Origin of the sequence: Cupriavidus sp. SS-3 (genome assembly GCF_035818815.1) — a bacterium.
Classification (GTDB): domain Bacteria; phylum Pseudomonadota; class Gammaproteobacteria; order Burkholderiales; family Burkholderiaceae; genus Cupriavidus; species Cupriavidus taiwanensis_C.
This window is the reverse complement of the sequence record NZ_JAYLVT010000002.1, coordinates 185,422-207,480: the sequence shown is the minus strand read 5'-3', so window position 1 is coordinate 207,480 and position 22,059 is coordinate 185,422. Positions and strand designations below refer to the sequence as shown.

At 67.4% G+C, this 22,059-nt stretch carries 21 protein-coding genes; 5 read left to right on the top strand and 16 right to left on the bottom strand.

Going from position 1 to position 22,059, the window contains the following annotated elements:
* Positions 1-46 precede the first annotated feature (46 nt).
* Positions 47-961, bottom strand: coding sequence for a LysR substrate-binding domain-containing protein (locus tag U9J39_RS04305; RefSeq protein ID WP_116313294.1), 915 nt, complete (start codon positions 959-961; stop codon positions 47-49).
* Positions 962-1,087: 126 nt separating this feature from the next.
* Here U9J39_RS04305 and U9J39_RS04300 point away from each other — a divergent pair, with 126 nt between their 5' ends.
* The 3 genes from U9J39_RS04300 to U9J39_RS04290 all read left to right on the top strand — a co-directional run bounded on the left by U9J39_RS04300 (position 1,088) and on the right by U9J39_RS04290 (position 2,673).
* On the top strand, positions 1,088-1,783 hold the full coding sequence (locus tag U9J39_RS04300) for a glutathione S-transferase family protein (protein ID WP_326346589.1): 696 nt from the start codon (positions 1,088-1,090) through the stop codon (positions 1,781-1,783).
* Positions 1,784-2,024: 241 nt separating this feature from the next.
* Positions 2,025-2,261: a FitA-like ribbon-helix-helix domain-containing protein gene (locus U9J39_RS04295; RefSeq protein WP_115680944.1), complete on the top strand. Its 237-nt coding sequence runs from the start codon at positions 2,025-2,027 to the stop codon at positions 2,259-2,261.
* Entirely contained in the window at positions 2,248-2,673 is a 426-nt protein-coding gene (locus U9J39_RS04290; RefSeq protein WP_326346588.1) for a type II toxin-antitoxin system VapC family toxin, read from the top strand. The genes U9J39_RS04295 and U9J39_RS04290 overlap by 14 nt, the downstream gene beginning before the upstream one ends.
* A gap of 54 nt (positions 2,674-2,727) precedes the next feature.
* Here U9J39_RS04290 and U9J39_RS04285 read toward each other — a convergent pair whose 3' ends face one another.
* The 14 genes from U9J39_RS04285 to apbC form a co-directional block, all read right to left on the bottom strand.
* Positions 2,728-4,998 (bottom strand): arginine/lysine/ornithine decarboxylase, encoded by a 2,271-nt coding sequence (locus U9J39_RS04285; RefSeq protein ID WP_115680946.1) that lies wholly within the window; start codon positions 4,996-4,998, stop codon positions 2,728-2,730.
* A gap of 147 nt (positions 4,999-5,145) precedes the next feature.
* A complete protein-coding gene (gene dcd, locus U9J39_RS04280) occupies positions 5,146-5,712 on the bottom strand; it encodes a dCTP deaminase (protein WP_018008077.1) in 567 nt (188 codons plus the stop codon).
* Between the two features lie 94 nt (positions 5,713-5,806).
* Complete coding sequence (locus U9J39_RS04275; RefSeq protein ID WP_115710542.1) at positions 5,807-6,637, bottom strand: formate dehydrogenase accessory sulfurtransferase FdhD; 831 nt, start codon at positions 6,635-6,637, stop codon at positions 5,807-5,809.
* Positions 6,638-6,692: 55 nt separating this feature from the next.
* Positions 6,693-7,049 carry a hypothetical protein gene (locus U9J39_RS04270; protein WP_116312971.1) on the bottom strand — a complete coding sequence of 119 codons (357 nt, stop codon included), beginning with the start codon at positions 7,047-7,049 and terminating at the stop codon, positions 6,693-6,695.
* A gap of 48 nt (positions 7,050-7,097) precedes the next feature.
* Entirely contained in the window at positions 7,098-8,324 is a 1,227-nt protein-coding gene (locus U9J39_RS04265) for a formate dehydrogenase subunit gamma (RefSeq protein WP_115710543.1), read from the bottom strand.
* A gap of 49 nt (positions 8,325-8,373) precedes the next feature.
* On the bottom strand, positions 8,374-8,610 hold the full coding sequence (locus U9J39_RS04260; protein ID WP_018008073.1) for a hypothetical protein: 237 nt from the start codon (positions 8,608-8,610) through the stop codon (positions 8,374-8,376).
* Positions 8,607-9,308: a formate dehydrogenase FDH3 subunit beta gene (fdh3B, locus tag U9J39_RS04255; protein WP_092306741.1), complete on the bottom strand. Its 702-nt coding sequence runs from the start codon at positions 9,306-9,308 to the stop codon at positions 8,607-8,609. Before fdh3B ends, U9J39_RS04260 begins: the two co-directional genes overlap by 4 nt.
* Before the next feature lie 15 nt (positions 9,309-9,323).
* Positions 9,324-12,356, bottom strand: a complete 3,033-nt coding sequence (locus tag U9J39_RS04250; RefSeq protein WP_116312972.1) for a molybdopterin-dependent oxidoreductase — start codon at positions 12,354-12,356, stop codon at positions 9,324-9,326.
* Between the two features lie 73 nt (positions 12,357-12,429).
* On the bottom strand, positions 12,430-12,645 hold the full coding sequence (locus U9J39_RS04245) for a formate dehydrogenase (RefSeq protein ID WP_115710545.1): 216 nt from the start codon (positions 12,643-12,645) through the stop codon (positions 12,430-12,432).
* Between the two features lie 167 nt (positions 12,646-12,812).
* A complete protein-coding gene (locus U9J39_RS04240) occupies positions 12,813-13,451 on the bottom strand; it encodes a TorD/DmsD family molecular chaperone (RefSeq protein ID WP_115710547.1) in 639 nt (212 codons plus the stop codon).
* Positions 13,452-13,487: 36 nt separating this feature from the next.
* On the bottom strand, positions 13,488-15,653 hold the full coding sequence (locus U9J39_RS04235; protein ID WP_326346587.1) for a 4Fe-4S binding protein: 2,166 nt from the start codon (positions 15,651-15,653) through the stop codon (positions 13,488-13,490).
* Between the two features lie 100 nt (positions 15,654-15,753).
* On the bottom strand, positions 15,754-16,398 hold the full coding sequence (locus U9J39_RS04230) for a DUF3306 domain-containing protein (protein ID WP_115710550.1): 645 nt from the start codon (positions 16,396-16,398) through the stop codon (positions 15,754-15,756).
* Positions 16,399-16,427: 29 nt separating this feature from the next.
* Positions 16,428-16,967, bottom strand: a complete 540-nt coding sequence (locus U9J39_RS04225) for a DUF3305 domain-containing protein (RefSeq protein ID WP_115710552.1) — start codon at positions 16,965-16,967, stop codon at positions 16,428-16,430.
* A gap of 16 nt (positions 16,968-16,983) precedes the next feature.
* Positions 16,984-18,072 carry an iron-sulfur cluster carrier protein ApbC gene (gene apbC / locus U9J39_RS04220; RefSeq protein ID WP_111519324.1) on the bottom strand — a complete coding sequence of 363 codons (1,089 nt, stop codon included), beginning with the start codon at positions 18,070-18,072 and terminating at the stop codon, positions 16,984-16,986.
* Between the two features lie 336 nt (positions 18,073-18,408).
* Between apbC and U9J39_RS04215 the strand changes: the two genes are divergently transcribed.
* Together U9J39_RS04215 and metG are read left to right on the top strand one after the other, a co-directional pair.
* A complete protein-coding gene (locus U9J39_RS04215; RefSeq protein ID WP_115704410.1) occupies positions 18,409-19,047 on the top strand; it encodes an OmpA family protein in 639 nt (212 codons plus the stop codon).
* 288 nt (positions 19,048-19,335) lie between these two features.
* Complete coding sequence (gene metG / locus U9J39_RS04210; RefSeq protein WP_326346586.1) at positions 19,336-21,399, top strand: methionine--tRNA ligase; 2,064 nt, start codon at positions 19,336-19,338, stop codon at positions 21,397-21,399.
* 78 nt (positions 21,400-21,477) lie between these two features.
* Here metG and bamE read toward each other — a convergent pair whose 3' ends face one another.
* Complete coding sequence (gene bamE, locus U9J39_RS04205) at positions 21,478-22,026, bottom strand: outer membrane protein assembly factor BamE domain-containing protein (protein ID WP_115680966.1); 549 nt, start codon at positions 22,024-22,026, stop codon at positions 21,478-21,480.
* Positions 22,027-22,059 lie beyond the last annotated feature (33 nt).

Here is a 22,059-nt window from a genome sequence, read left to right as displayed (position 1 = left end):
GCGGCCTGATCGCCGCCCGCAGGCCCCGCAGCGATGCGGGGCCTTTTTATTGCGGCATGGCAGTGCCGGCGCCGCCCGGCGCCAGGCATTGGGCGAGGAAGTCGACAGTGGCCCGCACCGCAGGCAACTGCCCGCGCCGCGCCGGCAGCAGCAGCGTGGTGGTCACGCTGCCGGCCGTCCACTGCGGCAGCACGCGCGCCAGTTGCCCGGCCGCCAGCGCCGCGCGGCACAGCTCGTGCGGCAGCGGCACGATGCCAAGCCCCGCCACGGCGGCGCCGAGCAGCACGGTGGATTCATTCACGGTCATGCGCGGCACCGGGGTGGCTTCTGCACGCGCGCCCTGGCCCCCCCACAGCCGCCATGTGCCGGCGGTGGCACCGGTCAGCAGACCGTCGTGGCCAGACAGCGCGGCGGGCGTTTCCGGCATGCCGCGCCCCGCCAGGTAGTCGGGCGACGCCACCAGCACGATGTCCTCGACGGCAAGCTGGCGTTGCACCAGGCCGGAGTCCGGCAGCGGCGCGAAATGGCTGCGCACCGCGATATCGAAGCCCTCCTGCACCAGGTCGACCATGCGGTCGGACACCTCCAGCTGCACGTGCAGGCGCGGATAGGCGCGCGCCAGCGCCGGCAGGTGCGGCGCCAGGTAGCGCTGCGCGGTGGGCACCGCGGCGGTGATCCGCACCGTGCCGCTGGGCTCGGCCACGCGCCGCTGCACCGCCTCTTGCGCGGCCTCGGCTTCGATCAGCGCGGCATGCGCGTGATCGTAGAAGTCGCGGCCGGCATCGGTCAGCGTGAAGCTGCGCGAACTGCGGTAGAGCAGCCGCGCCTGCAGGGCCTGCTCCAGCTCGGCCACGCGCTTGCTGACCGTGGACTTGGGCACTCCCAGCGCCCGCCCCGCGGCGGCAAAACCCCCATGGGTCACGGCGACGACGAAGAAGCGCAGGTCGTTGAGATTGATCATCGCAGGCAAAGTCTATGTGTGTAGACGATAGGTCGAATTTTTGCCTACTACTCACGCAAAGTCCACGCATCTACAGTTCACCTGTGCCCGATCGGCGGGCCCTAACCGAATCCAGGAGAACTACCCATGACTACCCCCACCCTCTTCTACGGCGTTCCCTCCGGCTGCTCTTTCGGCTCGATCGTGGCGCTGGAATGGCTTGGCCAGCCCTATCTCCTGAGCCGCATCGAAATGCCCGAAGTCGTGACCAGCGATGCCTACCGCCAGATCAACCCGGTCGGCGAAACGCCGACGCTGATGGACGCGCAAGGCAATTTCCTCAGCGAAAGCATGGCGATCCTCAACCACATCGGCGCGCGCGGCATCGAGCGCAAGCTTGGCTTTGCCCAGGGCACGCGCGATTTCGACCGGCTCAACCAGCAACTGGCCTACCTCAACACCAGCTACTTCGGCGCCTTTGCCCCGCTCTGGCATGCATTGGAAGGCGTGGACGAGACCGACCGGCCTGCACTGGTGCGCTATGGCACGGAGCAAGTCCGCCACGTGCACCAGGAACTCGAAGCCATGCTGGGCGAGCGGCCCTGGCTGCTGGGCGAGCATCGCACCGTGGCCGACGCCTACTTCAGCGGCATCGCGCGTTGGTCGAAGTACCACAAGGTGCTGAACGTCGAGGACTTCCCGAACCTGCAGCGTCTTTACAACCAGCTCGAAGCCGATCCGGCGGTGCGCTTTGCCCATGCCATCGAGCGGCAGGCGCCGGCGCAGAGCGCGGGGGCTTTCCAGGGCCACGTGACGCTGGAGGAAGTGCTGGCGCAGCGCTGACGCGACAGGCATCGGCGTCGCGACGAGGCACCCGCGCAATTGCGAATCGGCTCATCGACCAGCGGGCCGGCACGGCCCAGACTGGTTCCTGCGTTCAGCCCATATCCAGGAGAACACCATGCCGAGCACCAAATGCGCGGGGCACTTCGCCGCGACCCCGTTTTACTGCCTGCCATCGATACGTGACCGCCGTAATGATAACAATGCTATCATCGCACCATCCAACGGTGAGGAGTTCACGATGGCAACCCTACTGGTTCGTGGCGTCGATGAAGCGCTGGTCCAGCGCCTGCGCGAGCAGGCCGTCGCCAATGGCCGCAGCGCCGAGGCTGAACACCGCGCCATCCTGGCGCAGGCGCTGGGCGGCACGGCCCGGCGCACTTTTGCCGAGGTGCTTGCCGGCATGCCGGACGTCGGCCAGGACGCCGACTTCGAGCGCATCCAGGATACGGGCGAGGCGCCGCGTGTATTTGATTGATACCAACGTCATCAGCGAGACCCGCAAGCGGGAGCGCGCCAACCCCGGCGTCCGCGCCTTCTTCCGGCAGGCGGCGCGCGACGGGGCCGCGCTCTACCTGTCGGCGCTGACCGTGGGCGAACTCCAGCGCGGCGTGGCACTGATCCGCCATCGCGGCGACGCGGTGCAGGCGGCGCTGCTGGAGCGCTGGCTGGCCCATGTGCTCGAGGACTTCGGACGGCAGGTGCTGCCGGTCGATGCCGAGGTCGCGCAGGTCTGGGGCCAGTTGCGCGCGGGGCGGCCCGAGCACGCGCTGGACAAGTTCATCGCCGCCACCGCGCTGATCCACCGCCTCACCATCGTCACGCGCAATGTCGCGGACTTCCGCGGCACCGGCACGATGGTGATGAATCCGTTCAGCCAGGACAAATAGAAAGGGCCCCGCCTTGGCGGGGCCCTTTCTGCATCCACGGATGCCGGCTGGCGCTCAGGCGCCCTGCTTCACGCAGTCGACGAAGTACGCCTTCTTGCCGTCGACCTCGTCCTCCACCAGGCCGTGGATGTCGGTCTCGAAGCCCGGGAACAGCTTGTTGAACTCGCGCGCAAACTTCAGGTACTGCACGATGGTGCGGTTGAAGCGTTCGCCCGGGATCAGCAGCGGAATGCCCGGCGGGTACGGCGTCAGCAGGATCGCGGTGACGCGGCCTTCCAGGTCGTCGACCGGCACGCGCTCGATCTCGCGGTGGGCCATCATGGCCCACGCGTCCGACGGCTTCATCGCCGGCTCCATGTCCGACAGGTACATCTCGGTGGTCACGCGCGCCACGTCGTTGGCCTTGTACACGCTGTGGATCGCATCGCACAGGTCACGCAGGCCCATGCGCTCGTACTGCGGATACTTGCCGACGAATTCCGGCAGCACGCGCCACAGCGGCTGGTTCTGGTCGTAGTCGTCCTTGAACTGCTGCAACTCGGTCACCAGCGAGTTCCAGCGGCCCTTGGTGATGCCGATGGTGAACATGATGAAGAACGAGTACAGCCCGGTCTTCTCGATGATGATGCCGTGCTCGGCCAGGTACTTGGTGACGATCGCCGCCGGGATGCCGCGCTCGCTGAACTCGCCGTCGACGTCCAGGCCCGGGGTGATGATGGTGGCCTTGATCGGGTCGAGCAGGTTGAAGCCGTCGGCGAGGTCGCCGAAGCCGTGCCAGCGCTCGTTGGCCTTCAGCATCCATTCCTCGCGGTCGCCGATGCCGTCTTCGATCAGCGCGTCCGGGCCCCACACCTTGAACCACCAGTCGCCGTTGTTGCCGGCATCGTAGTCGCCCTCGACCTTGCGCATGGCGCGGCGGAAGTCCATCGCTTCCTGGATGCTCTCCTCCACCAGCGCGGTGCCGCCCGGCGCTTCCATCATCGCCGCGGCCACGTCGCACGAGGCGATGATCGAGTACTGCGGGCTGGTCGAGGTGTGCATCAGGTACGCCTCATTGAAGCGGTAGCGGTCCAGCTTGCGCGTCTCGGAGTCCTGCACCAGGATCTGCGAGGCCTGCGACAGGCCGGCCAGCAGCTTGTGCGTGGACTGCGTGGCGAACACCAGCGCGTCCTTGCTGCGCGGGCGGTCCTTGCCGATCGCGTGCATGTTGCGATAGAAGTCGTGGAAGGCCGCGTGCGGCAGCCAGGCCTCGTCGAAGTGCAGCGTGTCGATTTCGGCCGCCAGCATTTCCTTGATCTGCTCGGCGTTGTACAGCACGCCGTCGTAGGTGCCCTGGGTGATGGTCAGGATGCGCGGCTTCTGGTTCTTCGCCTTGCTGGCGAACGGGTGGCTGGCGATCTTCTTCTTGATCGTCTGCGGATCGAACTCGCTCTTCGGGATCGGGCCGATGATGCCGTAGTGGTTGCGCGTCGGCATCAGGAACACCGGGATCGCGCCGGTCATCATGATCGCGTGCAGGATCGACTTGTGGCAGTTGCGGTCCACCACCACGATGTCGCCCGGCGCCACGTTGGCATGCCACACCATCTTGTTCGAGGTGGAGGTGCCGTTGGTGACGAAATACATGTGGTCGGAGTTGAAGATGCGCGCGGCATTGCGCTCCGACGCGGCCACCGGGCCGGTGTGGTCCAGCAGCTGCCCCAGCTCGTCGACGGCGTTGCAGACGTCGGCGCGCAGCATGTTTTCGCCGAAGAACTGGTGGAACACCTGGCCCACCGGGCTCTTCAGGAAGGCCACGCCGCCCGAGTGCCCCGGGCAGTGCCACGAATACGAGCTGTCCTGCGCGTAGTCGATCAGCGCCTTGAAGAACGGCGGCGCCAGCGTGTCCAGGTAGACCTTGGCTTCGCGGATGATGTGGCGCGCCACGAACTCGGGCGTGTCCTCGAACATGTGGATGAAGCCGTGCAGCTCGCGCAGGATATCGTTGGGGATATGGCGCGAGGTGCGGGTCTCGCCGTACAGGAAGATCGGCAGGTCGGAATTGCGGCGGCGCACCTCGGCGACGAAGGCGCGCAGCTTCTCGATCGCGGCGGCCTCGAGTTCCTCGCTGTCGCTGGCGAACTCGTCGTCGTCGATCGACACGATGAAGGTCGATGCCCGGCTGGCCTGCTGGGCGAACGAGGTCAGGTCGCCGTAGCTGGTCAGCCCCATGACTTCCATGCCCTCTTTCTCGATCGCCTCGGCCAGCGCGCGGATGCCGGAGCCGGAGATGTTCTCGGAGCGGAAGTCTTCGTCAATGATGATGACGGGGAAGCGGAATTTCATCGGGCATCCTTGATGGAAAGCGGGACATAAAGGACTTGAGCCACATGGCCGGCAGGGGTTCCCCGCGACGGCGACATGTGGCTCTCACGTCAGATTTGGCGGCCCTGGCGGGCCCGCCGTGCCGGCAGACGCCGGATTGTAATGCGCTCAGGTCTTCGGCAGTGTGACACCGTGCTGGCCCTGGTACTTGCCGCCCCGGTCGGCGTACGAGGTCTCGCAGATCTCGTCGCTCTCGAAGAACAGTACCTGGGCGCAGCCCTCGCCGGCGTAAATCTTGGCCGGCAGCGGCGTGGTGTTCGAAAACTCCAGCGTCACATAGCCTTCCCATTCCGGCTCGAACGGCGTCACGTTGACGATGATGCCGCAGCGGGCGTAGGTGCTCTTGCCCAGGCAGATGGTCAGCACGCTGCGCGGGATGCGGAAATATTCCATCGTGCGCGCCAGCGCGAACGAATTGGGCGGGATGATGCAGACCTCGCCCTTGAAGTCCACGAACGACTTCTCGTCGAAGTTCTTCGGGTCGACGATGGTGCTGTTGATATTGGTGAAGATCTTGAATTCGTCGGCGCAGCGGATGTCGTAGCCGTAGCTCGAGGTGCCGTACGACACGATCTTGCGGCCGTCGGCCTCCCGGACCTGGCCTGGCTCGAACGGCTCGATCATGCCGTGCTGCTCCGCCATGCGGCGGATCCATTTGTCGGATTTGATGCTCATAGGGTTGGGAGGATAGACGGCTCGGAGTGCGCCGCATTGTACAACCATTCGGCGCGCGCCCCCCAAAGCCTCGAAGCGGCCATGCAAGTGGCCGCTACGCCACTACATCCTCGGGTTGGCGGTGGCGGAAGCGCTCGCGCCCGGTATAGAGCAGGAAGTGCTTGCCGGTGCAGCGCGCGAACAGCGTCAGGTTGACGCGCCGGGCCATCTGGTAGCCCATCTGCGTCACGCCCGAGCGCGACAGCAGGAACGGGATGCCCATCTGCGCGCCCTTGATCACCATTTCGGAAGTGAGGCGCCCGGTGGTGTAGAAGATCTTGTCGCCGCCAGTCATGCCTTCGAGCCACATGCGCCCGGCAATCGCGTCGACGGCATTGTGGCGGCCAACGTCCTCGATGAACATCAGCAGTTCGGTGCCCTGGAACAGCGCGCAGCCATGCACCGAGCCGGCCTGCTTGTACACCGACTGCTGCAGCCGGATGGTGTCGATGATGCCGTACAGGGTGTCCTGGTCGAGCGTCGGGCCCAGCGGCAGGCGGATGCTGTCGACCTCGTCCAGCAGCGAGCCGAACACGGTGCCCTGGCCGCAGCCCGTGGTCACCACGCGGCGCGCGGTGCGCTCCTCGATGCGGTCGACGCCGGTGCGGGTGGTCACCGCGGCGGATTCGGTTTCCCAGTCGACCTGCACCGCGGCAATATCCTCGATCGATTCCACCAGGCGCTGGTTGCGCAGGTAGCCCAGCACCAGGTGCTCGGGCGCGCCGCCCAGCGTCATCAGCGTGACCAGCTCGCGCTTGTCGAGATAGACCGTCAGCGGCCGCTCGCCCGGCAGGTAGGCCGCGCGCACGCGCCCTTGCTCGTCGACGACTTCAACCTCTTCGATCAGGGGAACGGCTGCCTGGGTAAGCTCGGGACGCAAGGTCATGACGAGGGACTCGGGGCTGCGGGTGAAGCCCCGAGCGGCATGCAGGGGGCAGAAGTTATGGCGCCTTTGCGGACGATTGTACCGCGCCTGCCGCGGGGGCACCGGCGGTGCTGGCGATGGCCGGGGCCGGCGCCACGAACGGTCCCGGATCGGCGCAGGCGGCGGTCTGCACCGGCTCGCGCGCCTGCTGCCCGTGCGCCTTGCGGTCGGCCAGGTAATGCGCGGCGATCTTGTCCTGGGCACGGCACAGCTGGTACGCCGCGACCTTGTCGGACCAGGCGGCGCGCGCCCGGGTCTCGGCGGTCTTGGCCTGCTGGGCTTCGGTCGGCGCGGGCAGCTTGGCCAGCGCGCCCGGGGCGAAGGCCGTGCATGCGGCACCGGCAACGGCAATCAGCGTCAGGATGCGTGTCATGGTTCTGGATTCCTGCTGTGTCGTGGGGACCCGCTCGCCAGGCCTGCGTCAGGCTTCGCCGGGACTCTGCCGGGCCGGCCGGGCCGCGGCGGCGTCCGGGCTGGCCGAACGCTGGGCCGGGATCTTGCCGGACTTGATGTCGTCGTACCAGAGCTCGTGGTGCTCCTTGGCCCAGGCCTCATCGACCCAGCCATCGCGCATGGCACGGTACGCGCCTTCCATGCCGATGGTGCCCATATAGATATGGCCGCACGCCATGGCAGTCATCAGCACCGCCGAGATGCCGTGGATCACGTTGGCGATCTGCATGGTGGCGCGGTAGTAGTCCATGCCGGGCACGATCATGTCGAGCACCCAGCCCGAGGCCGACAGCACCAGGCCGAACACAAACACGCCCACCCAGAACCACATCTTCTCGCCGGCGTTGAAGCGCCCGCTCGGCACGTGCTTGCCCGAGGCCAGCCCGCCGAGGCTGGTGACCCAGCGGACGTCGTCGCGGCTGGGCAGGTTGTCGCGCAGGAACACCACGAAGGCGACGATCACTGACAGCGTGAAGATCGGCCCCACCACGTTGTGCAGGTTCTTCAGGATGTAGCTGAGCCAGCCGAACAGCATATGGCCCATCAGCGGTAGCAGGAAATGCTTGCCCAGCAGCATCACGATGCCCGACACCGCCAGCACCACGAAGGAAATCGCCATGGTCCAGTGGACGATGCGCTCGAGCGGGGTAAAGCGCTCGATCATGCGACCGGTCTTGGGCGTGCGCAGCGGGATGGTGCCGCGCCACAGGAAGAAGCCAAGGATCGCCACCGGCACGATCAGCAGCAGCCAGCCGCCCCAGACCGTGATGACGCCGTTGCGGAACAGCCGCCACGACTGGCCGGTGCGCTGGATCAGCACCCCGGCTTCCTTGTCGGGCAGGCTGCTGTAGTGGCGCTGGTCGGAATTGACCTCGCGCCACATCGGCGCGTTGTTGCCGGGCTGCGTGACGCTGCGCTGCTGCTGCGACCTGGCCTCGGCGGCGATGTCGCGCGGCGGGATGTCGAAAATGTTCTCGGACGCAATGCCGGCCAGCGGCTGGGCGGGATGCGTGGCCGGGTTGTTGGCGTCGGCGCTGGCCGATGCGGTCGCCGGTCCGGTCGACGGCCCGGGCGCGGGTGCCGGGGCCTGTGCCACGGCATTGCCGGCCGCGGCCAGCGCCAGCGCGCCGGCGGTCAGCCAACCCCGCCAGCCACGCCAGCCTCCGGCGCGGCATCGATTGTGCGACGGCGTCATAGCCCCTCCTTCAGTTCCCGGCTGGCGGGAAGTCCACACGGCGGCGCGGTCATTGCACCCGGTTGTACTCGTTCTGCAACTGGTTGCGCTGGCGGATCTGGTTGTTCCAGCTGTTGCGGTCGCCCGCGGTCCAGCCCTTGGCCACGAACGGATCGTCCGGGGCGCCCTGGAACGCCTGGGCGTCGGCCTTGCGGTGCGACGGACCGATGGTCTGCGGCTTCTCGCCGCACGCGGCCAGCAGCACGCCGCACAGCGACACCAGTGCAACGACGCGGATGCGATTCATGACGCTTTCCCTCCTGCAGGTGCCGTGGCGGCCGGCGCGGTCGGCGCGGCGGGCGCGGCCGGTGCGGGCGCGGGCTGCTGCGCCGGGGCCGCGGGCTTCGCGCCGGCCTGGGCATTGCCATAGGCCGTGCCCCAGCCGAATACGTCGCCGCCGGTGCCGCGCTTGATCACGCGGTTGCGCAGGATGTCGGCGATCACGTCGCCGTCGCCGCCCAGCAGCGCCTTGGTCGAGCACATCTCGGCGCACAGCGGCAGCTTGCCTTCGGCGAGCCGGTTGCGGCCGTACTTCTCGAACTCGGCTTCCGAGCCGTTCTTCTCCGGGCCGCCCGCGCAGAACGTGCACTTGTCCATCTTGCCGCGCACGCCGAAGGTGCCGGTCGACGGAAACTGCGGCGCGCCGAACGGACAAGCATAAGAGCAGTAGCCGCAGCCGATGCAGACGTCCTTGTCGTGCAGCACCACGCCGTCCTCGGTGCGGTAGAAGCAGTCGACCGGGCAGACCGCCATGCAGGGCGCGTCCGAGCAGTGCATGCAGGCCACCGAGATCGATTTCTCGGCGCCGACCATGCCATCGTTGACCGTGACCACGCGGCGCCGGTTCACCCCCCAGGGCACCTCGTGCTCGTTCTTGCAGGCAGTGACGCAGCTGTTGCACTCGATGCAGCGCTCGGCGTCACAGATAAATTTCATGCGTGCCATGGTGTTCCTCTGCGCTTAGGCAAACCGCTCGATCTGGCAAATGGTGGTCTTGGTTTCCTGCATCATCGTCACCGCGTCATAACCATACGTGGTGGCGGTGTTGACCGCTTCGCCACGCACCACCGGCATCGCGCCCTCGGGGTAGTAGTCCTTCAGGTCCTTGCCCTGCCACCAGCCCGAGAAGTGGAACGGGACAAAGGCGGTATCGGGCCCGACCCGCTCGGTTACCAGCGCGCGCACCTTCAGCCTGGCGCCGGTCGGGGTCTTGACCCAGCAGTAGTCCCCGTTGCGGATGCCCCGGTCGGATGCGGCGCGCGGGTTGATCTCGACGAAGTTCTCCTGCTGCAGTTCCGCCAGCCACGGGTTGGAACGGGTTTCCTCGCCCCCGCCCTCGTACTCGACCAGGCGCCCCGACGTCAGGATGATCGGGAATTTCTCGGCCACCTTGTTCTCGAGGTTGCGCTGCTGCACCGATTTGTACAGCGTCGGCAGCCGCCAGAACGCCATCTTGTCGTCGTGGGTCGGGTACTTCGCGACCATGTCGGGACGCGTGGAGTACAGCGGCTCGCGGTGCTGCGGGATCGGGTCCGGGAAGTTCCATACCACCGCGCGCGCCTTGGCATTGCCGAACGGATGGCAGCCATGGTTCTTCAGCACCACGCGCTGGATGCCGCCGGACAGGTCGGTCTTCCAGTTCTTGCCCTCGGCCTTGGCCTTCTCGGCATCGGTCAGGTCGTCCCACCAGCCCAGCTTCTTCAGCAGCACGTGGTCGAACTCGGGATAGCCGGTGGTGATCTCCGCGCCCAGCGAGTGCGAACCGTCCTCGGCCAGCAGGTTGACGCCATCGCGCTCCACGCCGAAGTTGGCGCGGAAGTTGCCGCCGCCGTCCATCACGTGCTTGGTGGTGTCGTACAGGTTGGGCGAGCCCGGATGCTTCAGTTCCGGCGTGCCATAGCATGGCCACGGCAGACCGAAGTAGTCGCCGGTCAGGTCATAGCCGGTCACCGGATCCTTGCCCGACTTGCAGCGCAGCGTCTTGACGTCGAACATCTGCATATTGCGCATGTGCGACTTCAGGCGTTCGGGCGACTGGCCGGTGTAGCCGATAGTCCAGTTGCTGGCGTTGATCTCGCGCAGGATCGACTCGGGCTCGGGTTCCATCCAGGTCCGGCCGGCCCGCTTGACCTCGATCATCTTGTAGTTCTTCGACAGCTCCTTGCCGAAGCCGAGCTTGTCGGCGAACGCCTGCATGATGGTCTGGTCGGGCATCGACTCGAACAGGGGCTCGATCACCTTCTCCCGCCATTGCAGCGAGCGGTTCGAGGCCGTGCACGAGCCCGAGGTCTCGAACTGCGTCGCCGCGGGCAGCAGGTACACCGCGCGGTTGGGGTTGACCTTGTCGCCCTCGGCCGGCGGCATGTTGGCCATGGCCGCGGTCGCCGACGGGTACGGGTCCACCACCACCAGCAGGTCGAGCTTGTCGAGCGCCTTCTTCATTTCCAGGCCGCGCGTCTGCGAGTTCGGGGCATGGCCCCAGAAGAACACGCCGCGCACGTTGTTGTCCTGGTCGATCAGCTCGTTCTTCTCGGTGACGATATCGATCCAGCGCGACACCGTGGTGCCGGACTTCTCCATCATCACCTGCGAGGCGAACTGTTTCTTGATCCATTCGTAGTCCACGCCCCAGACCGCCGCATAGTGCTTCCACGCGCCGGTGGCCAGGCCGTAGTAGCCCGGCAGCGAATCGGGGTTGGGGCCCACGTCGGTGGCACCCTGCACGTTGTCGTGGCCGCGGAAGATGTTGGCGCCGCCGCCCGCGACGCCGATATTGCCCAGCGCCAGCTGCACGATGCACGAGGCGCGCACCATTGCGTTGCCGATGGTGTGCTGGGTCTGGCCCATGCACCACACCAGCGTGCTGGGCCGGTTCTTGGCCATGGTCTCGGCCACCAGGTAGACCTGCGCCTCGGGCACGCCGGTGACCTCCTCGACCTTGTCGGGGGTCCACTTGGCGAGCACCTCTTCCTTGATCTTGTCCATGCCGTAGACACGGTCGTTCAGGTACTTCTGGTCTTCCCAGCCGTTCTTGAAGATGTGGTACAGCACCCCGAACAGGAATGCGATATCGGTGCCCGAGCGGATCCGCACATAGTGGTGCGCCTTGGCCGCGGTGCGCGTAAAGCGCGGATCGACCACGATCACCTTGCAGCCGTTCTCCTTGGCATGCAGCAGATGCAGCATCGACACCGGGTGCGCCTCGGCCGCGTTCGAACCGATATACAACGCAGCCTTCGAGTTCTGCATGTCGTTGTACGAGTTCGTCATCGCACCGTAGCCCCAGGTGTTGGCCACGCCCGCCACCGTGGTGGAGTGGCAGATGCGCGCCTGGTGGTCGGTGTTGTTGGTGCCGAAGAACGACACCCATTTGCGCATCAGGTAGGCCTGCTCGTTGCTGTGCTTGGAAGACCCGACGAAGAACATCGAGTCCGGGCCGCTCTGCTGGCGGATCTCCTTCATCTTCGCGGTGATCTCGTCGAGCGCCTGGTCCCAGCCGATGCGCTGGTACTTGCCGTTGACCAGCTTCATCGGGTACTTGAGCCGGTATTCGCCGTGGCCGTGCTCGCGCAGCGCCGCGCCCTTGGCACAGTGCGCACCCATGTTCAGGGGCGAATCGAACACCGGCTCCTGGCGGATCCACACGCCGTTCTGCACCACCGCGTCGACCGCGCAACCGACCGAGCAGTGGCCGCACACGGTGCGCCTGACCACGATGCCGGTCTTGCCATCGCCGGCGGCCTTCTTGTCGTCGGCGGCATCGGCCTTGCGCAGCAGCGTCAGCTGCCCGGCCGCGAGGCCGGCGCCGACGCCGATGCCGGAGCGCTTGAGGAAGCCGCGGCGGTCCATGGTCGGCATGGCGCCGGCCAGGCTGGCCGCGAGTCGTTGGGAGAGCCGGCCGGAGCTTGCGTCGGCGGAGTCGGGCCGGTTGGCGTGGCCGTCAGCGAGGCGGGCGGATGCGCCCTGCGCCGCGCGTTTGCGGGTCAAGATCATGTCTCACCTCAGAAACGGACGACTGGATTGCGTCCGGTTGCAGGCGGCGCGCCAGACCACGCCGCCTTGGCAGTTACACCAGCGTGGTCCGGTAATACTTGCGGATGTGGTCGGAGACCCGGTAACCCTTGCTGTCCGACGGAGGATCGGTGGGTTCCGGCAGGGCTGCAGCCTGGCCCGGCATGGCGGGTGTGTGCGCGCTCAGCGCTGCCGCACCGGTGGCGGCGGCTACAACTCCGGCGCCCGCGAGAAACGTGCGGCGCGCGACCCTGGTTGGCTTCTCTCTCATGTGGGGGCTCCTCGGTTGTCAAAGCCCGATGGTTGTGCCGTTATGCGTTGTTATGCATATTCTAGAATCAACTGGAAGGAAAGACCATGACAAGCACGGGTTTTTCCTTACCTTCTGCTTCAACTTGAGCTAAGAAACCTGCGCCTTGCGCCGCATCGGTCCCGCGCTCAGGCCATCTCGAGCGCCACCGCCTCGATCCCGGCGAAGGCGCCCAGCAGTCCGGCCACGCTGCGATAGAAGCGCGCCTGCGGGTGCGCCGCCACCGCCTCGCACAAGGGCTCGATCCAGGGCTGCATATGCTTCGCATAGAAGCGCTGCTGCTCGCCCAGGTTGGACACCGACAGGTCGTCGCCCGCCACCAGGAAGCGCATCACCTCGCACAGCGTGGCGATGTGGTCCTCGGTCTCGCTGACGCCTTCGTGGCGCTCCAGCCCGTAGCGGGCCAGGTCTTCGCGCAGCGCCACCAGCGGGCGCTCGTTGAGGAAGCCTGTCATATAGAAAGAGCCGTAGAGGAACACGTCCTGGCGTCCCACGCCGACGAACAGTTGCCGGTACTCCTCCTCTGCCTCGGCCGCGGTAGTCTCGGATGCTGCGTCGCACAACACATTCCACGCCTTGCCCAGCACGGTCTGCGCGTCTTCGCCCACGGCGCGGTTGGCCGCGATGTGATGCAGCAAGGCCGCGTCCGGGGCGCGGTAGAACAGCGTCGCGAGCAGACCGTACAGGTCGGCGCGGGCGGTGTCTTCGCTGTCCGCGGGGTCGGCGGGCGGCGCGGCGGTGAGCTGGATCGGCTGGAAATCTGTCATGTCGTGATGAATTGTGCCCGGCGGGCCGGGCGGGTCTCAGCGCAGGGTGGCGCCGGTGACGGCGCCTGGGTCGCGTTCCATCATGTCAACCACGCGGCAGTCCGGGCACATCTTGAGGCGCTCCGCGGCGGCGCCGGCAAAGGCGGGATGGCCGGCCAGGCGCACCAGCATCGACTCGACCATCTGCGCCGTGCCGAACGGCTTGGCGCAGCGCACGCAATGGAACGGCTGGGCCTCGTTGAGCGTGACCGGGCGCCGGGCCGCGTCGCCGGCCAGCAGGCGCGGCACCAGCGTCACGGCGTCTTCCGGGCAGGTCTTCTGGCACAGCCCGCACTGCACGCAGTTGCGCTCGATAAAGCTGAGCACCGGGCGCTCGGGGTTGTCACGCAGCGCCTGCGACGGGCACGCGCCCACGCACGCCAGGCACAAGGTGCACTTGCCGGTATCGACGGCGATGGCGCCGATGGGCGCGCCCGCCGGCAGCGGCACGCTCTGCGCCGGCGACGGCGCATGGCGCACCAGGTGGTCGAACGCGAAGTCGAGCAGCTCGCGCTTGGCCGCGACCGGGCCGAAGGGCGCGGGCGGCAGCGCGTTGCGTGCCGGCCGCAGCGCCGCCAGGCCGGCATCGAGTGTTTCCGTGTCTGCGGCCTCGACCAGCGACAGCGCCTCGTCGTCATAACCCAGGCCCGACAGCAGCGCGCGTCCCACCGCCATCTGCTCGAGCAGCGCGGTGCGGTATTGCGGGGCCTCGTCGCCGGTCAGCAGCACCGCGACGCGGCTGGCGCCCCAGCACAGCGCGGCCAGCCACAGCTCCAGCCCCACCGAGGCCGGATGGAACAGCGACAGCGGCATGACCTGCGCGGGCACGCCGCGCGCCTTGCCACCACGGGCGGCGCGGCCCAGCGCCAGCAGCGCGGGCGTGCCGGATTCCTCGCCGTGCAGCAGCACCACCGGATCGCGCGCGCCGGCGTGCCGGTACGCGGACAGCAGCGTGCGCAGCCGCGCGCCGGTCGTCTCGGGGCCGGGGTAACCGTAGCTGATGGCACCGCTGGGGCAGACCGTGGTGCAGGCGCCGCAGCCCATGCAAAGGTTGGGCGTGACCTCGATGCGGCCCTTGCCGTCATGCCAGCGCGAGGTGATGGCCTGGGTCGAGCAGATATCGATGCAGGCGGTGCAGCCGGTGGTCTGGTTGCGGCCGTGCGCGCACAGGCTGTCCTTGTAGCGGAAGAATTTGGGCTTCTCGAACTCGCCCACCAGACCGGCCAGCGCCAGCGCCTGGGCCTGCTGGCGGGCCGGATCGGCGCCGGCATGCAGGTAGCCTTGCGGCGGCTGGTGCATGGTGAAGGCGGGCGTGTCGCACAGGTCGAAGACCAGGTCGAAGCGGCCCGCGCCGGTGCCCTGCGGACGGTCGAAGTCGATCGCCGCGGCGGCGCCGCAGGCGCGCACGCAATCGCGATGCGCGCGGCAGCGAGACAGGTCGATCTGGTAGCTGAAGTCGATCGCGTCTTCGGGACAGGCATCGATGCAGGCATTGCAGCGCGTGCACAGGTCCAGGTCGATCGGGTTGCTGCGGCCCGCGCCGGTTTCCCAGCTGGCCTCGAAGGCGCCGAGCCAGCCCGTCAGCGCGGCCAGCTGGCCGCTGTGGACCGGATAGGCGCGCGCCGCGGGCTGCGCGGCGGTCCCGTCGCGCGGGTCGCCGCCGGTCAGCAGCACCGTGACTTCGAGCTGCATCGCGGCCAGCCGCTCGGCCCAGGGCAGCGCGCGCGCGGCCGGCCCCAGCACCAGCACCGCGCCGTCGCTGCGGTAGTCCACCACCGGCACCGGTTCGGGTTCGGGCAGCGCCGCCACCGCCAGCAGCGCGGCGATCTTGGCATTGGCGGTCCTGGGGTCGCGCCGGGCACCCTGCGACCAGCCGCCGGTTTCGCGAATATTGACGAAGCGCACCGGCGCGGTCACCACCGCCTGGCCATCGCGGCCCTGCGCGGCTTGTGCGGCCACCTCGGTGAACAGCTGGCGCTCCTGGGTGCAGGCGACGATCACGTCCTCGGTGCCGTCCAGCGCGGCGGTGAAGTCACCGATTTCACGCCGGCACAGCAGTCGATGGACCTTGAGCGGCCCCTGGCTGGCGTCGCGGGTTGCGTCTGACAATGCCGCCCCGTCCAGCGGCATGGTGTCGTTGCAATTGCAGATCAGCGTCGGCATGGCGAGTGCGGCTGACCGGTCCGGACGTCCCTTCTTGGCGGGGGTCTGCGGGCCGGCGGATTGTGGGGATGCCTATTGTAGGCTGCGCTGCCCCCTGGGGCTACGCGCACTTATGCGGATCTTGCCGCGGGTCTTGCTGGCCCCGTTGTTCGCTTTGACCGGGATCCGTCGGCGGCGTTTCGGCGCCTGCCGGTGCATCGGCCAGCACCAGCGGCGCGGCGGCGTCTTCGCCTGGTGCCGGACCCGTCTGATGCGGTGCCTGCTCCGCTTCCGTTTGCGCTGCCGGCGGTACCTGTTCCGGCTCCGACAGCCGGGCCGCGGCTTCGGCCGCGGCGCGCTCCTCGTCGGTCGGCTCGAACAGGCCCAGGGTCTCCGCCTGGCGCAACTGGCGCAGGATCTCGGGCGGGATCGGGTCCGGCTTGCTGTAGTCGTCGATATAGATATCGAGCCCGTCCATCACATTGAAGTGCGGATCGGCAAACAAGGTCTTTAGCGCGGCGCGCTTGACCGATTCGTCCACGCCGCGCGCGACGAAGCGGGCGATCTCGTCACCGGGCCGCAGCGCCGCGACATCGGCCAGCGTCGGCGGGGGATCCCGCGGCGCCTCGGGAGCGGCTTCGACGGTCGCAGGGACAGGCTCGCTCTCGGTCCGTAGCGGCTGCGGCGGTTCGGCGGGAACGGCCACGCCCTCGCGCACCGCGGCCTTGCGGCGCGACCAGCGCGACAGGAAGGACGATTCGCTCATGAGCAGGGCCGTTTGCCAGTGGTGTCGGATCAGTAGCGGGCGCGCTCGTCCGGCGCCTTGAAGGATTCGGGCCGGCGCCGCTGCTTGGGCTCGGGCCGGTAATGTTCGTTGACGTAGGCCTGCAGCCAGTCGCGCTGCTCGGGCGCCAGCGGCACGTTCTCGACGGTCTCGCCGGCATCGAGCCAGCGGCCGGCCTCGTTGTACGACAGCGCCACGGTGACCGGCACCGGATGCGCATCATCTGCGTCGCCCTTGCCTTCATCCTCGGGCATGCGCCACAGCACGAACCAGCACGGCGTGGCCGAAGTCAGGTTCAGGTAGTAGCCCTCGCCCTGGTCACGGAACAGCTCGACCTCGTAGCCCGGGTACAGCCAGCGCGCGCCGTGGGCATCGTGCTCCAGGCACACCGGCTGCGTGCCGAACTCGCCCAGGTCGGGCAGCACCGCGTCCAGCTGCCATTTCCAGGGCTGCCAGCGATTCGCCAGCGCCACCTTGCGCATCACCACGGCCATGGTGACGGCGGGGCGGGCGCCGGGCGGCGGCAGGTTGGCGGTGGGCTGGCTGTCCATGGCGGCAGGCGGGCGCTCAGGTGTTCTGCACGACGATGCTGGGGAACTTGCTGGTCATGTCGCGCGCCTTGTCGGCGACCTTGATCGCCACCTTGCGCGCGATGGCACGGTACATCTCGGCCACCGGGCTGTCGGGCTCGGCCACCACGGTCGGGCGGCCGGAATCGGCCTGCTCGCGGATGCTCAGGTTCAGCGGCAGGCTGCCCAGCAGGTCGACGCCGTAGTCGGCGCACATCTTCTCGCCGCCGCCGTGCCCGAAGATATGCTCGACATGGCCGCAGTTCGGGCAGCAATAGACCGCCATGTTCTCGACGATGCCGAGGATGGGAATGCCCACCTTCTCGAACATCTTCAGGCCCTTCTTGGCGTCCAGCAGCGCGATGTCCTGCGGCGTGGTCACGATCACCGCGCCGGTGACCGGCACCTTCTGCGACAGCGTCAGCTGCACGTCGCCGGTGCCCGGCGGCATGTCGACGATCAGGTAATCGAGGTCGCGCCAGTTGGTCTGGCGCAGCAGCTGCTCCAGCGCCGAGGTCACCATCGGGCCGCGCCACACCATGGGATTGTCCTGCTCGATCAGGAAGCCGATCGAGTTGGCCTGCAGGCCGTGGCCCTCCAGCGGCTCCATGGTCTGGCCGTCGGCGGATTCGGGGCGGCCGTCGATGCCCAGCATCATCGGCAGGCTGGGGCCGTAGATGTCGGCGTCGAGCATGCCCACGCGCGCGCCTTCGGCGGCCAGCGCCAGCGCCAGGTTCACGGCCGTGGTCGACTTGCCCACGCCGCCCTTGCCCGACGCCACCGCGATCACGTTCTTCACGCCCGGCAGCAGCTTGACGCCGCGCTGCACCGCGTGGGCGACGATCTTCATGCTGACGGCCACGCTGACATTGGTCACGCCCGGCAGCTGCCGCACCGCGGCCACCACCAGCTTGCGGATCGGATCGAACTGGCTCTTGGCGGGATAGCCGAGTTCGACCTCGAGCGAAACCTCGCCGCCATCGACGCGGATGTTCCGGGCCGAGCGGGTGGAGACCAGGTCCTTGCCCGTATTGGGGTCGATGACGGTGCGCAGGGCTTCGGTAACCTGCTCAGTGCTGAGGCTCAAGACAAACTCCGCTTGGGTAGTGGGGAATGGGCGCATGATGGCCTGCGCCTAATGTATCAAAGTATGCAGCACCGGCCATGAACGCCGGAAATCCGCGCGCAATCCCCTCTGTTGGGTGGGGGATTACAGACAATTACAACTCTCACAAGCTTGCACTTGTGCGCGCGCCGCCATATCCATATTGTAGTGCGGTTGGACGGCCCGGCATGCCGACACCGCAAGCGGTGCCGCGCCCGGCCGGGCCGACGGGCACAATGGGTTACCTGCCGCTTGCCTTGGCGTTACCATCGCCACGCGGTACCAAGAACATTTACGGGAACATCAGAAGGAGAAAGCATGAAGATCAAGCTCGTTACCGTTTCGCTCGCCGCCGCCACGCTGCTGGCCGCTGGCTGCGCCACCGAACAGCAAACCCACACGGCGGTTGGTACCGGCGTCGGCGCCGCGGTCGGCGCGGGGCTTGGCAACCTGATCGGCGGCAACACCACCGGCACGCTGGTGGGCGCGGCCGTCGGCGGCGCCATCGGCGGCGCGACCGGTTACAACTGGAACGCGATCCGTGGCAAGCTGAACAAGGACACCGCGGGCACGGGCACCCAGATCACCGAGCAGCCGGACGGTTCGCTGAAGGTCAACATCCCGAGCCAGGTCACCTTCGACACCGACAGCGCCTCCATCAAGCCGTCGTTCCGCTCGGTGCTCGACCAGGTCGCGCAGACCCTGGGCCAGCACCAGGACGTCAGCGCCAACGTGGTGGGCCATACCGACAGCACCGGCAACCCCAACTACAACATGCAGCTGTCGCAGCGCCGTGCCCAGAGCGTGGCCGGTTACCTGGGTGATCGCGGGGTCGCACGCAACCGGCTGAGCGCCGAAGGCCGCGGCCAAAGCCAGCCAGTCGCGGACAACGGAACCGAGGCCGGACGGGCACAAAATCGCCGCGTCGAAATTTTTTTGAAACCAATTCAAGGGTGACCCTGTCATAGAAACAGGTGCCGCTTGCCACCGTTGCTGGCTCGCGATGGGTGGCTGACCTCCCGGGCGGTACCTGATTTCTCCTCCTTTTCCGTTGTGGAAAGCTGCGCCGGCACTGACCGGCGCTTTTTTTTGCCCGAACGGGTCCGGCGGCCCGTCTATTCCGCGATGCGGAACCGCCGCGCGGCGGCCGGCCAGTTGTTAAAATAGCCCCTTCCCGGCACGCGCCCGCCCGTCCTGGCTGGCGCCGTCCCCCTCGATTTCCCCGCTCCTGACCGGCTCCTGTTTATGACCGCACGTCGCATCCTCGTCACATCCGCCCTGCCCTACGCCAACGGCCAGATCCATATCGGCCACCTGGTGGAGTACATCCAGACCGATATCTGGGTGCGGTTCCAGCGCATGATGGGCAACGAGGTCTACTACGTCGGCGCCGACGACACCCATGGGACCCCGGTCATGCTGCGTGCCGAGAAGGAAGGCATCACCCCGAAGCAGCTGATCGACCGCGTCTGGACCGAGCACAAGCGCGATTTCGACAGCTTCCTGGTGTCGTTCGACAACTACTACAGCACCGACGCCGAGGAAAACCGCGAGCTGTGCGAAAAGATCTACCTGTCCCTGAAGGCCGAGGACCTGATCGCCGAGCGCGAGGTCGAGCAGTTCTACGACCCGGTCAAGAACATGTTCCTGCCCGACCGCTTCATCAAGGGCGAGTGCCCGAAGTGCGGCGCCAAGGACCAGTACGGCGATTCGTGCGAGGTATGCGGCACCACCTACGTGCCGACCGACCTGAAGAACCCCTACTCGGTGGTGTCGGGCGCGACGCCGGTGCGCAAGTCGTCGGCCCACTACTTCTTCAAGCTGTCCGATCCGCGCTGCGAGAGCTTCCTGCGCGAGTGGGTGGCCGACCTGGCGCAGCCCGAAGCCGCCAACAAGATGCAGGAATGGCTGGGCGTCGAGGGCGAGGCCTCGACCCTGTCCGACTGGGACATCTCGCGCGATGCGCCCTACTTCGGCTTCGAGATCCCGGGCGCGCCGGGCAAGTACTTCTACGTGTGGCTGGACGCGCCGATCGGCTACTACGCCAGCTTCAAGAACCTGGCGCAGCAGCGCGGCATCGATTTCGATGCCTGGGTCGGCCCGCACTCGACCGCCGAGCAGTACCACTTCATCGGCAAGGACATCCTGTATTTCCACACGCTGTTCTGGCCGGCGATGCTGCGCTTCTCGGGCTACCGCACCCCGACCAATGTGTTCGCCCATGGCTTCCTGACCGTGGACGGCGCCAAGATGAGCAAGTCGCGCGGCACCTTCATCACCGCGCAGAGCTACATCGACACCGGCATGAACCCGGAGTGGCTGCGCTACTATTTCGCCGCCAAGCTCAACGCCAGCATGGAAGACCTCGACCTGAACCTCGACGACTTCATCGCGCGCGTGAACAGCGACCTGATCGGCAAGTACGTCAACATCGCCAGCCGCGCCGCGGGCTTCCTGGTCAAGCGCTTCGACGGCAAGGTCGATGAGGCCGCCCTCGCCCATCCGCTACTCGAGCAGTTGCGCCAGGCCGCGCCGCAGGTGGCGCACCTGTATGAAAGCCGCGAGTACAGCAAGGCGCTGCGCCTGGTGATGGAACTGACCGACGCCGTCAACGCCTTCGTCGACACCGAGAAGCCGTGGGAGCTGGCCAAGGACGACAGCAAGCGCGCCGCGCTGCATGCGGCGTGCTCGGTCTCGCTGGAGGCGTTCCGCCTGCTGACCATCTACCTGAAGCCGGTGGTGCCCAACGTGGCCGCCGGCGTCGAGCGCTTCCTCAACGTCGCGCCGCTGGACTGGCGCGCGATCGACCAGCAGTTGTCGGCCGCCAGCCCGGTGCAGCCCTACCAGCACCTGATGACGCGCGTCGACGCCAAGCAGGTCGACGCGCTGCTGGCCGCCAACCGCGAATCGCTGCAGGCGACCGCGGCGCCGGCCGCCAGCGGCAACGCAGCAATCGAGCCGATCGCCGACACCATCACCATCGACGACTTCGCCAAGATCGACCTGCGCGTGGCCAGGATCGTCGAATGCCAGAAGGTGGAGGGCTCGAACAAGCTGCTGCAGCTGACGCTGGATCTCGGCGAAGGCCGCACGCGCAACGTGTTCTCCGGCATCCAGTCGGCCTACTCGCCCGAGCAGCTGGTCGGCAAGCTGACCGTGGTGGTGGCGAACCTGGCGCCGCGCAAGATGAAGTTCGGTGTCTCCGAAGGCATGGTACTGGCGGCCTCGGCCGCGGATGAAAAGGCCGCGCCCGGCCTGTACATCCTGGAGCCGCACAGCGGCGCGGTGCCGGGCATGCGCATCGGCTGATCGTCTTTTATCGCTGCACCCTCTCCCGGCACGCGGGAGAGGGTTGCATCCCGCGGCACGCCCGTGACGCGGTACGCCTCAGCCGCCCTGCATCCGCGACGGATCGTCGCTGCGCGAGGTCGTGGTGACCGTGCCGTCGCTGTTGAAATGCACGTTGAAGAAGGCCTTGTCGGTCGAGGTTTCCATCCAGCGGTAGCCCCACACCTCTTCCTTCTTCAGCGCGAACGCTTCCACCTTGGTGGGCTTGCCCAGCAGGCGGCGGATATCGTCCTTGCTCATGCCGGCGCGCACGCGCGCAAAATTCTCGGCCGACAGCACCTGCTCGATCTTAGCGACCTTGCCGTCGGCGCCGATGGTGACCATCCACGTGGTGGTGCCCTCGGGGCCGCGCGGGTATTCCAGGCGGCGCCCGCCGTCGGCCTCTTCCCAGACGATCTCGGGCTTGCCGGCCTGGCGGCGCAGGTCTTCCTCGGTCGACTGGCCCGGCACGATGCCCTTGAACAGCTCGCTGTCGGGCTTGATCGCGTTCCAAGTGTTGCGCGCGGTCTCGCCCGCCTTCTTCATGGCTTCGTCGACCTTCTGCTGGTCGCAGCCGAACAGCGCAAGCATCGAGGCAATCAGTCCCATGGCGGCAAGGCGTCGTGGCGACGCGGCAAAGGT

Excerpts from the sequence above, each read along its gene's own strand:
- U9J39_RS04305 (WP_116313294.1), bottom strand. The coding sequence starts at position 961 with ATGATCAATCTCAACGACCTGCGCTTCTTCGTCGTCGCCGTGACCCAT.
- U9J39_RS04300 (WP_326346589.1), top strand. The coding sequence starts at position 1,088 with ATGACTACCCCCACCCTCTTCTACGGCGTTCCCTCCGGCTGCTCTTTC.
- U9J39_RS04295 (WP_115680944.1), top strand. The coding sequence starts at position 2,025 with ATGGCAACCCTACTGGTTCGTGGCGTCGATGAAGCGCTGGTCCAGCGC.
- U9J39_RS04285 (WP_115680946.1), bottom strand. The coding sequence starts at position 4,998 with ATGAAATTCCGCTTCCCCGTCATCATCATTGACGAAGACTTCCGCTCC.
- dcd (WP_018008077.1), bottom strand. The coding sequence starts at position 5,712 with ATGAGCATCAAATCCGACAAATGGATCCGCCGCATGGCGGAGCAGCAC.
- U9J39_RS04275 (WP_115710542.1), bottom strand. The coding sequence starts at position 6,637 with ATGACCTTGCGTCCCGAGCTTACCCAGGCAGCCGTTCCCCTGATCGAA.
- U9J39_RS04270 (WP_116312971.1), bottom strand. The coding sequence starts at position 7,049 with ATGACACGCATCCTGACGCTGATTGCCGTTGCCGGTGCCGCATGCACG.
- U9J39_RS04265 (WP_115710543.1), bottom strand. The coding sequence starts at position 8,324 with ATGACGCCGTCGCACAATCGATGCCGCGCCGGAGGCTGGCGTGGCTGG.
- U9J39_RS04260 (WP_018008073.1), bottom strand. The coding sequence starts at position 8,610 with ATGAATCGCATCCGCGTCGTTGCACTGGTGTCGCTGTGCGGCGTGCTG.
- fdh3B (WP_092306741.1), bottom strand. The coding sequence starts at position 9,308 with ATGGCACGCATGAAATTTATCTGTGACGCCGAGCGCTGCATCGAGTGC.
- U9J39_RS04250 (WP_116312972.1), bottom strand. The coding sequence starts at position 12,356 with ATGATCTTGACCCGCAAACGCGCGGCGCAGGGCGCATCCGCCCGCCTC.
- U9J39_RS04245 (WP_115710545.1), bottom strand. The coding sequence starts at position 12,645 with ATGAGAGAGAAGCCAACCAGGGTCGCGCGCCGCACGTTTCTCGCGGGC.
- U9J39_RS04240 (WP_115710547.1), bottom strand. The coding sequence starts at position 13,451 with ATGACAGATTTCCAGCCGATCCAGCTCACCGCCGCGCCGCCCGCCGAC.
- U9J39_RS04235 (WP_326346587.1), bottom strand. The coding sequence starts at position 15,653 with ATGCCGACGCTGATCTGCAATTGCAACGACACCATGCCGCTGGACGGG.
- U9J39_RS04230 (WP_115710550.1), bottom strand. The coding sequence starts at position 16,398 with ATGAGCGAATCGTCCTTCCTGTCGCGCTGGTCGCGCCGCAAGGCCGCG.
- U9J39_RS04225 (WP_115710552.1), bottom strand. The coding sequence starts at position 16,967 with ATGGACAGCCAGCCCACCGCCAACCTGCCGCCGCCCGGCGCCCGCCCC.
- U9J39_RS04215 (WP_115704410.1), top strand. The coding sequence starts at position 18,409 with ATGAAGATCAAGCTCGTTACCGTTTCGCTCGCCGCCGCCACGCTGCTG.
- metG (WP_326346586.1), top strand. The coding sequence starts at position 19,336 with ATGACCGCACGTCGCATCCTCGTCACATCCGCCCTGCCCTACGCCAAC.
- bamE (WP_115680966.1), bottom strand. The coding sequence starts at position 22,026 with ATGGGACTGATTGCCTCGATGCTTGCGCTGTTCGGCTGCGACCAGCAG.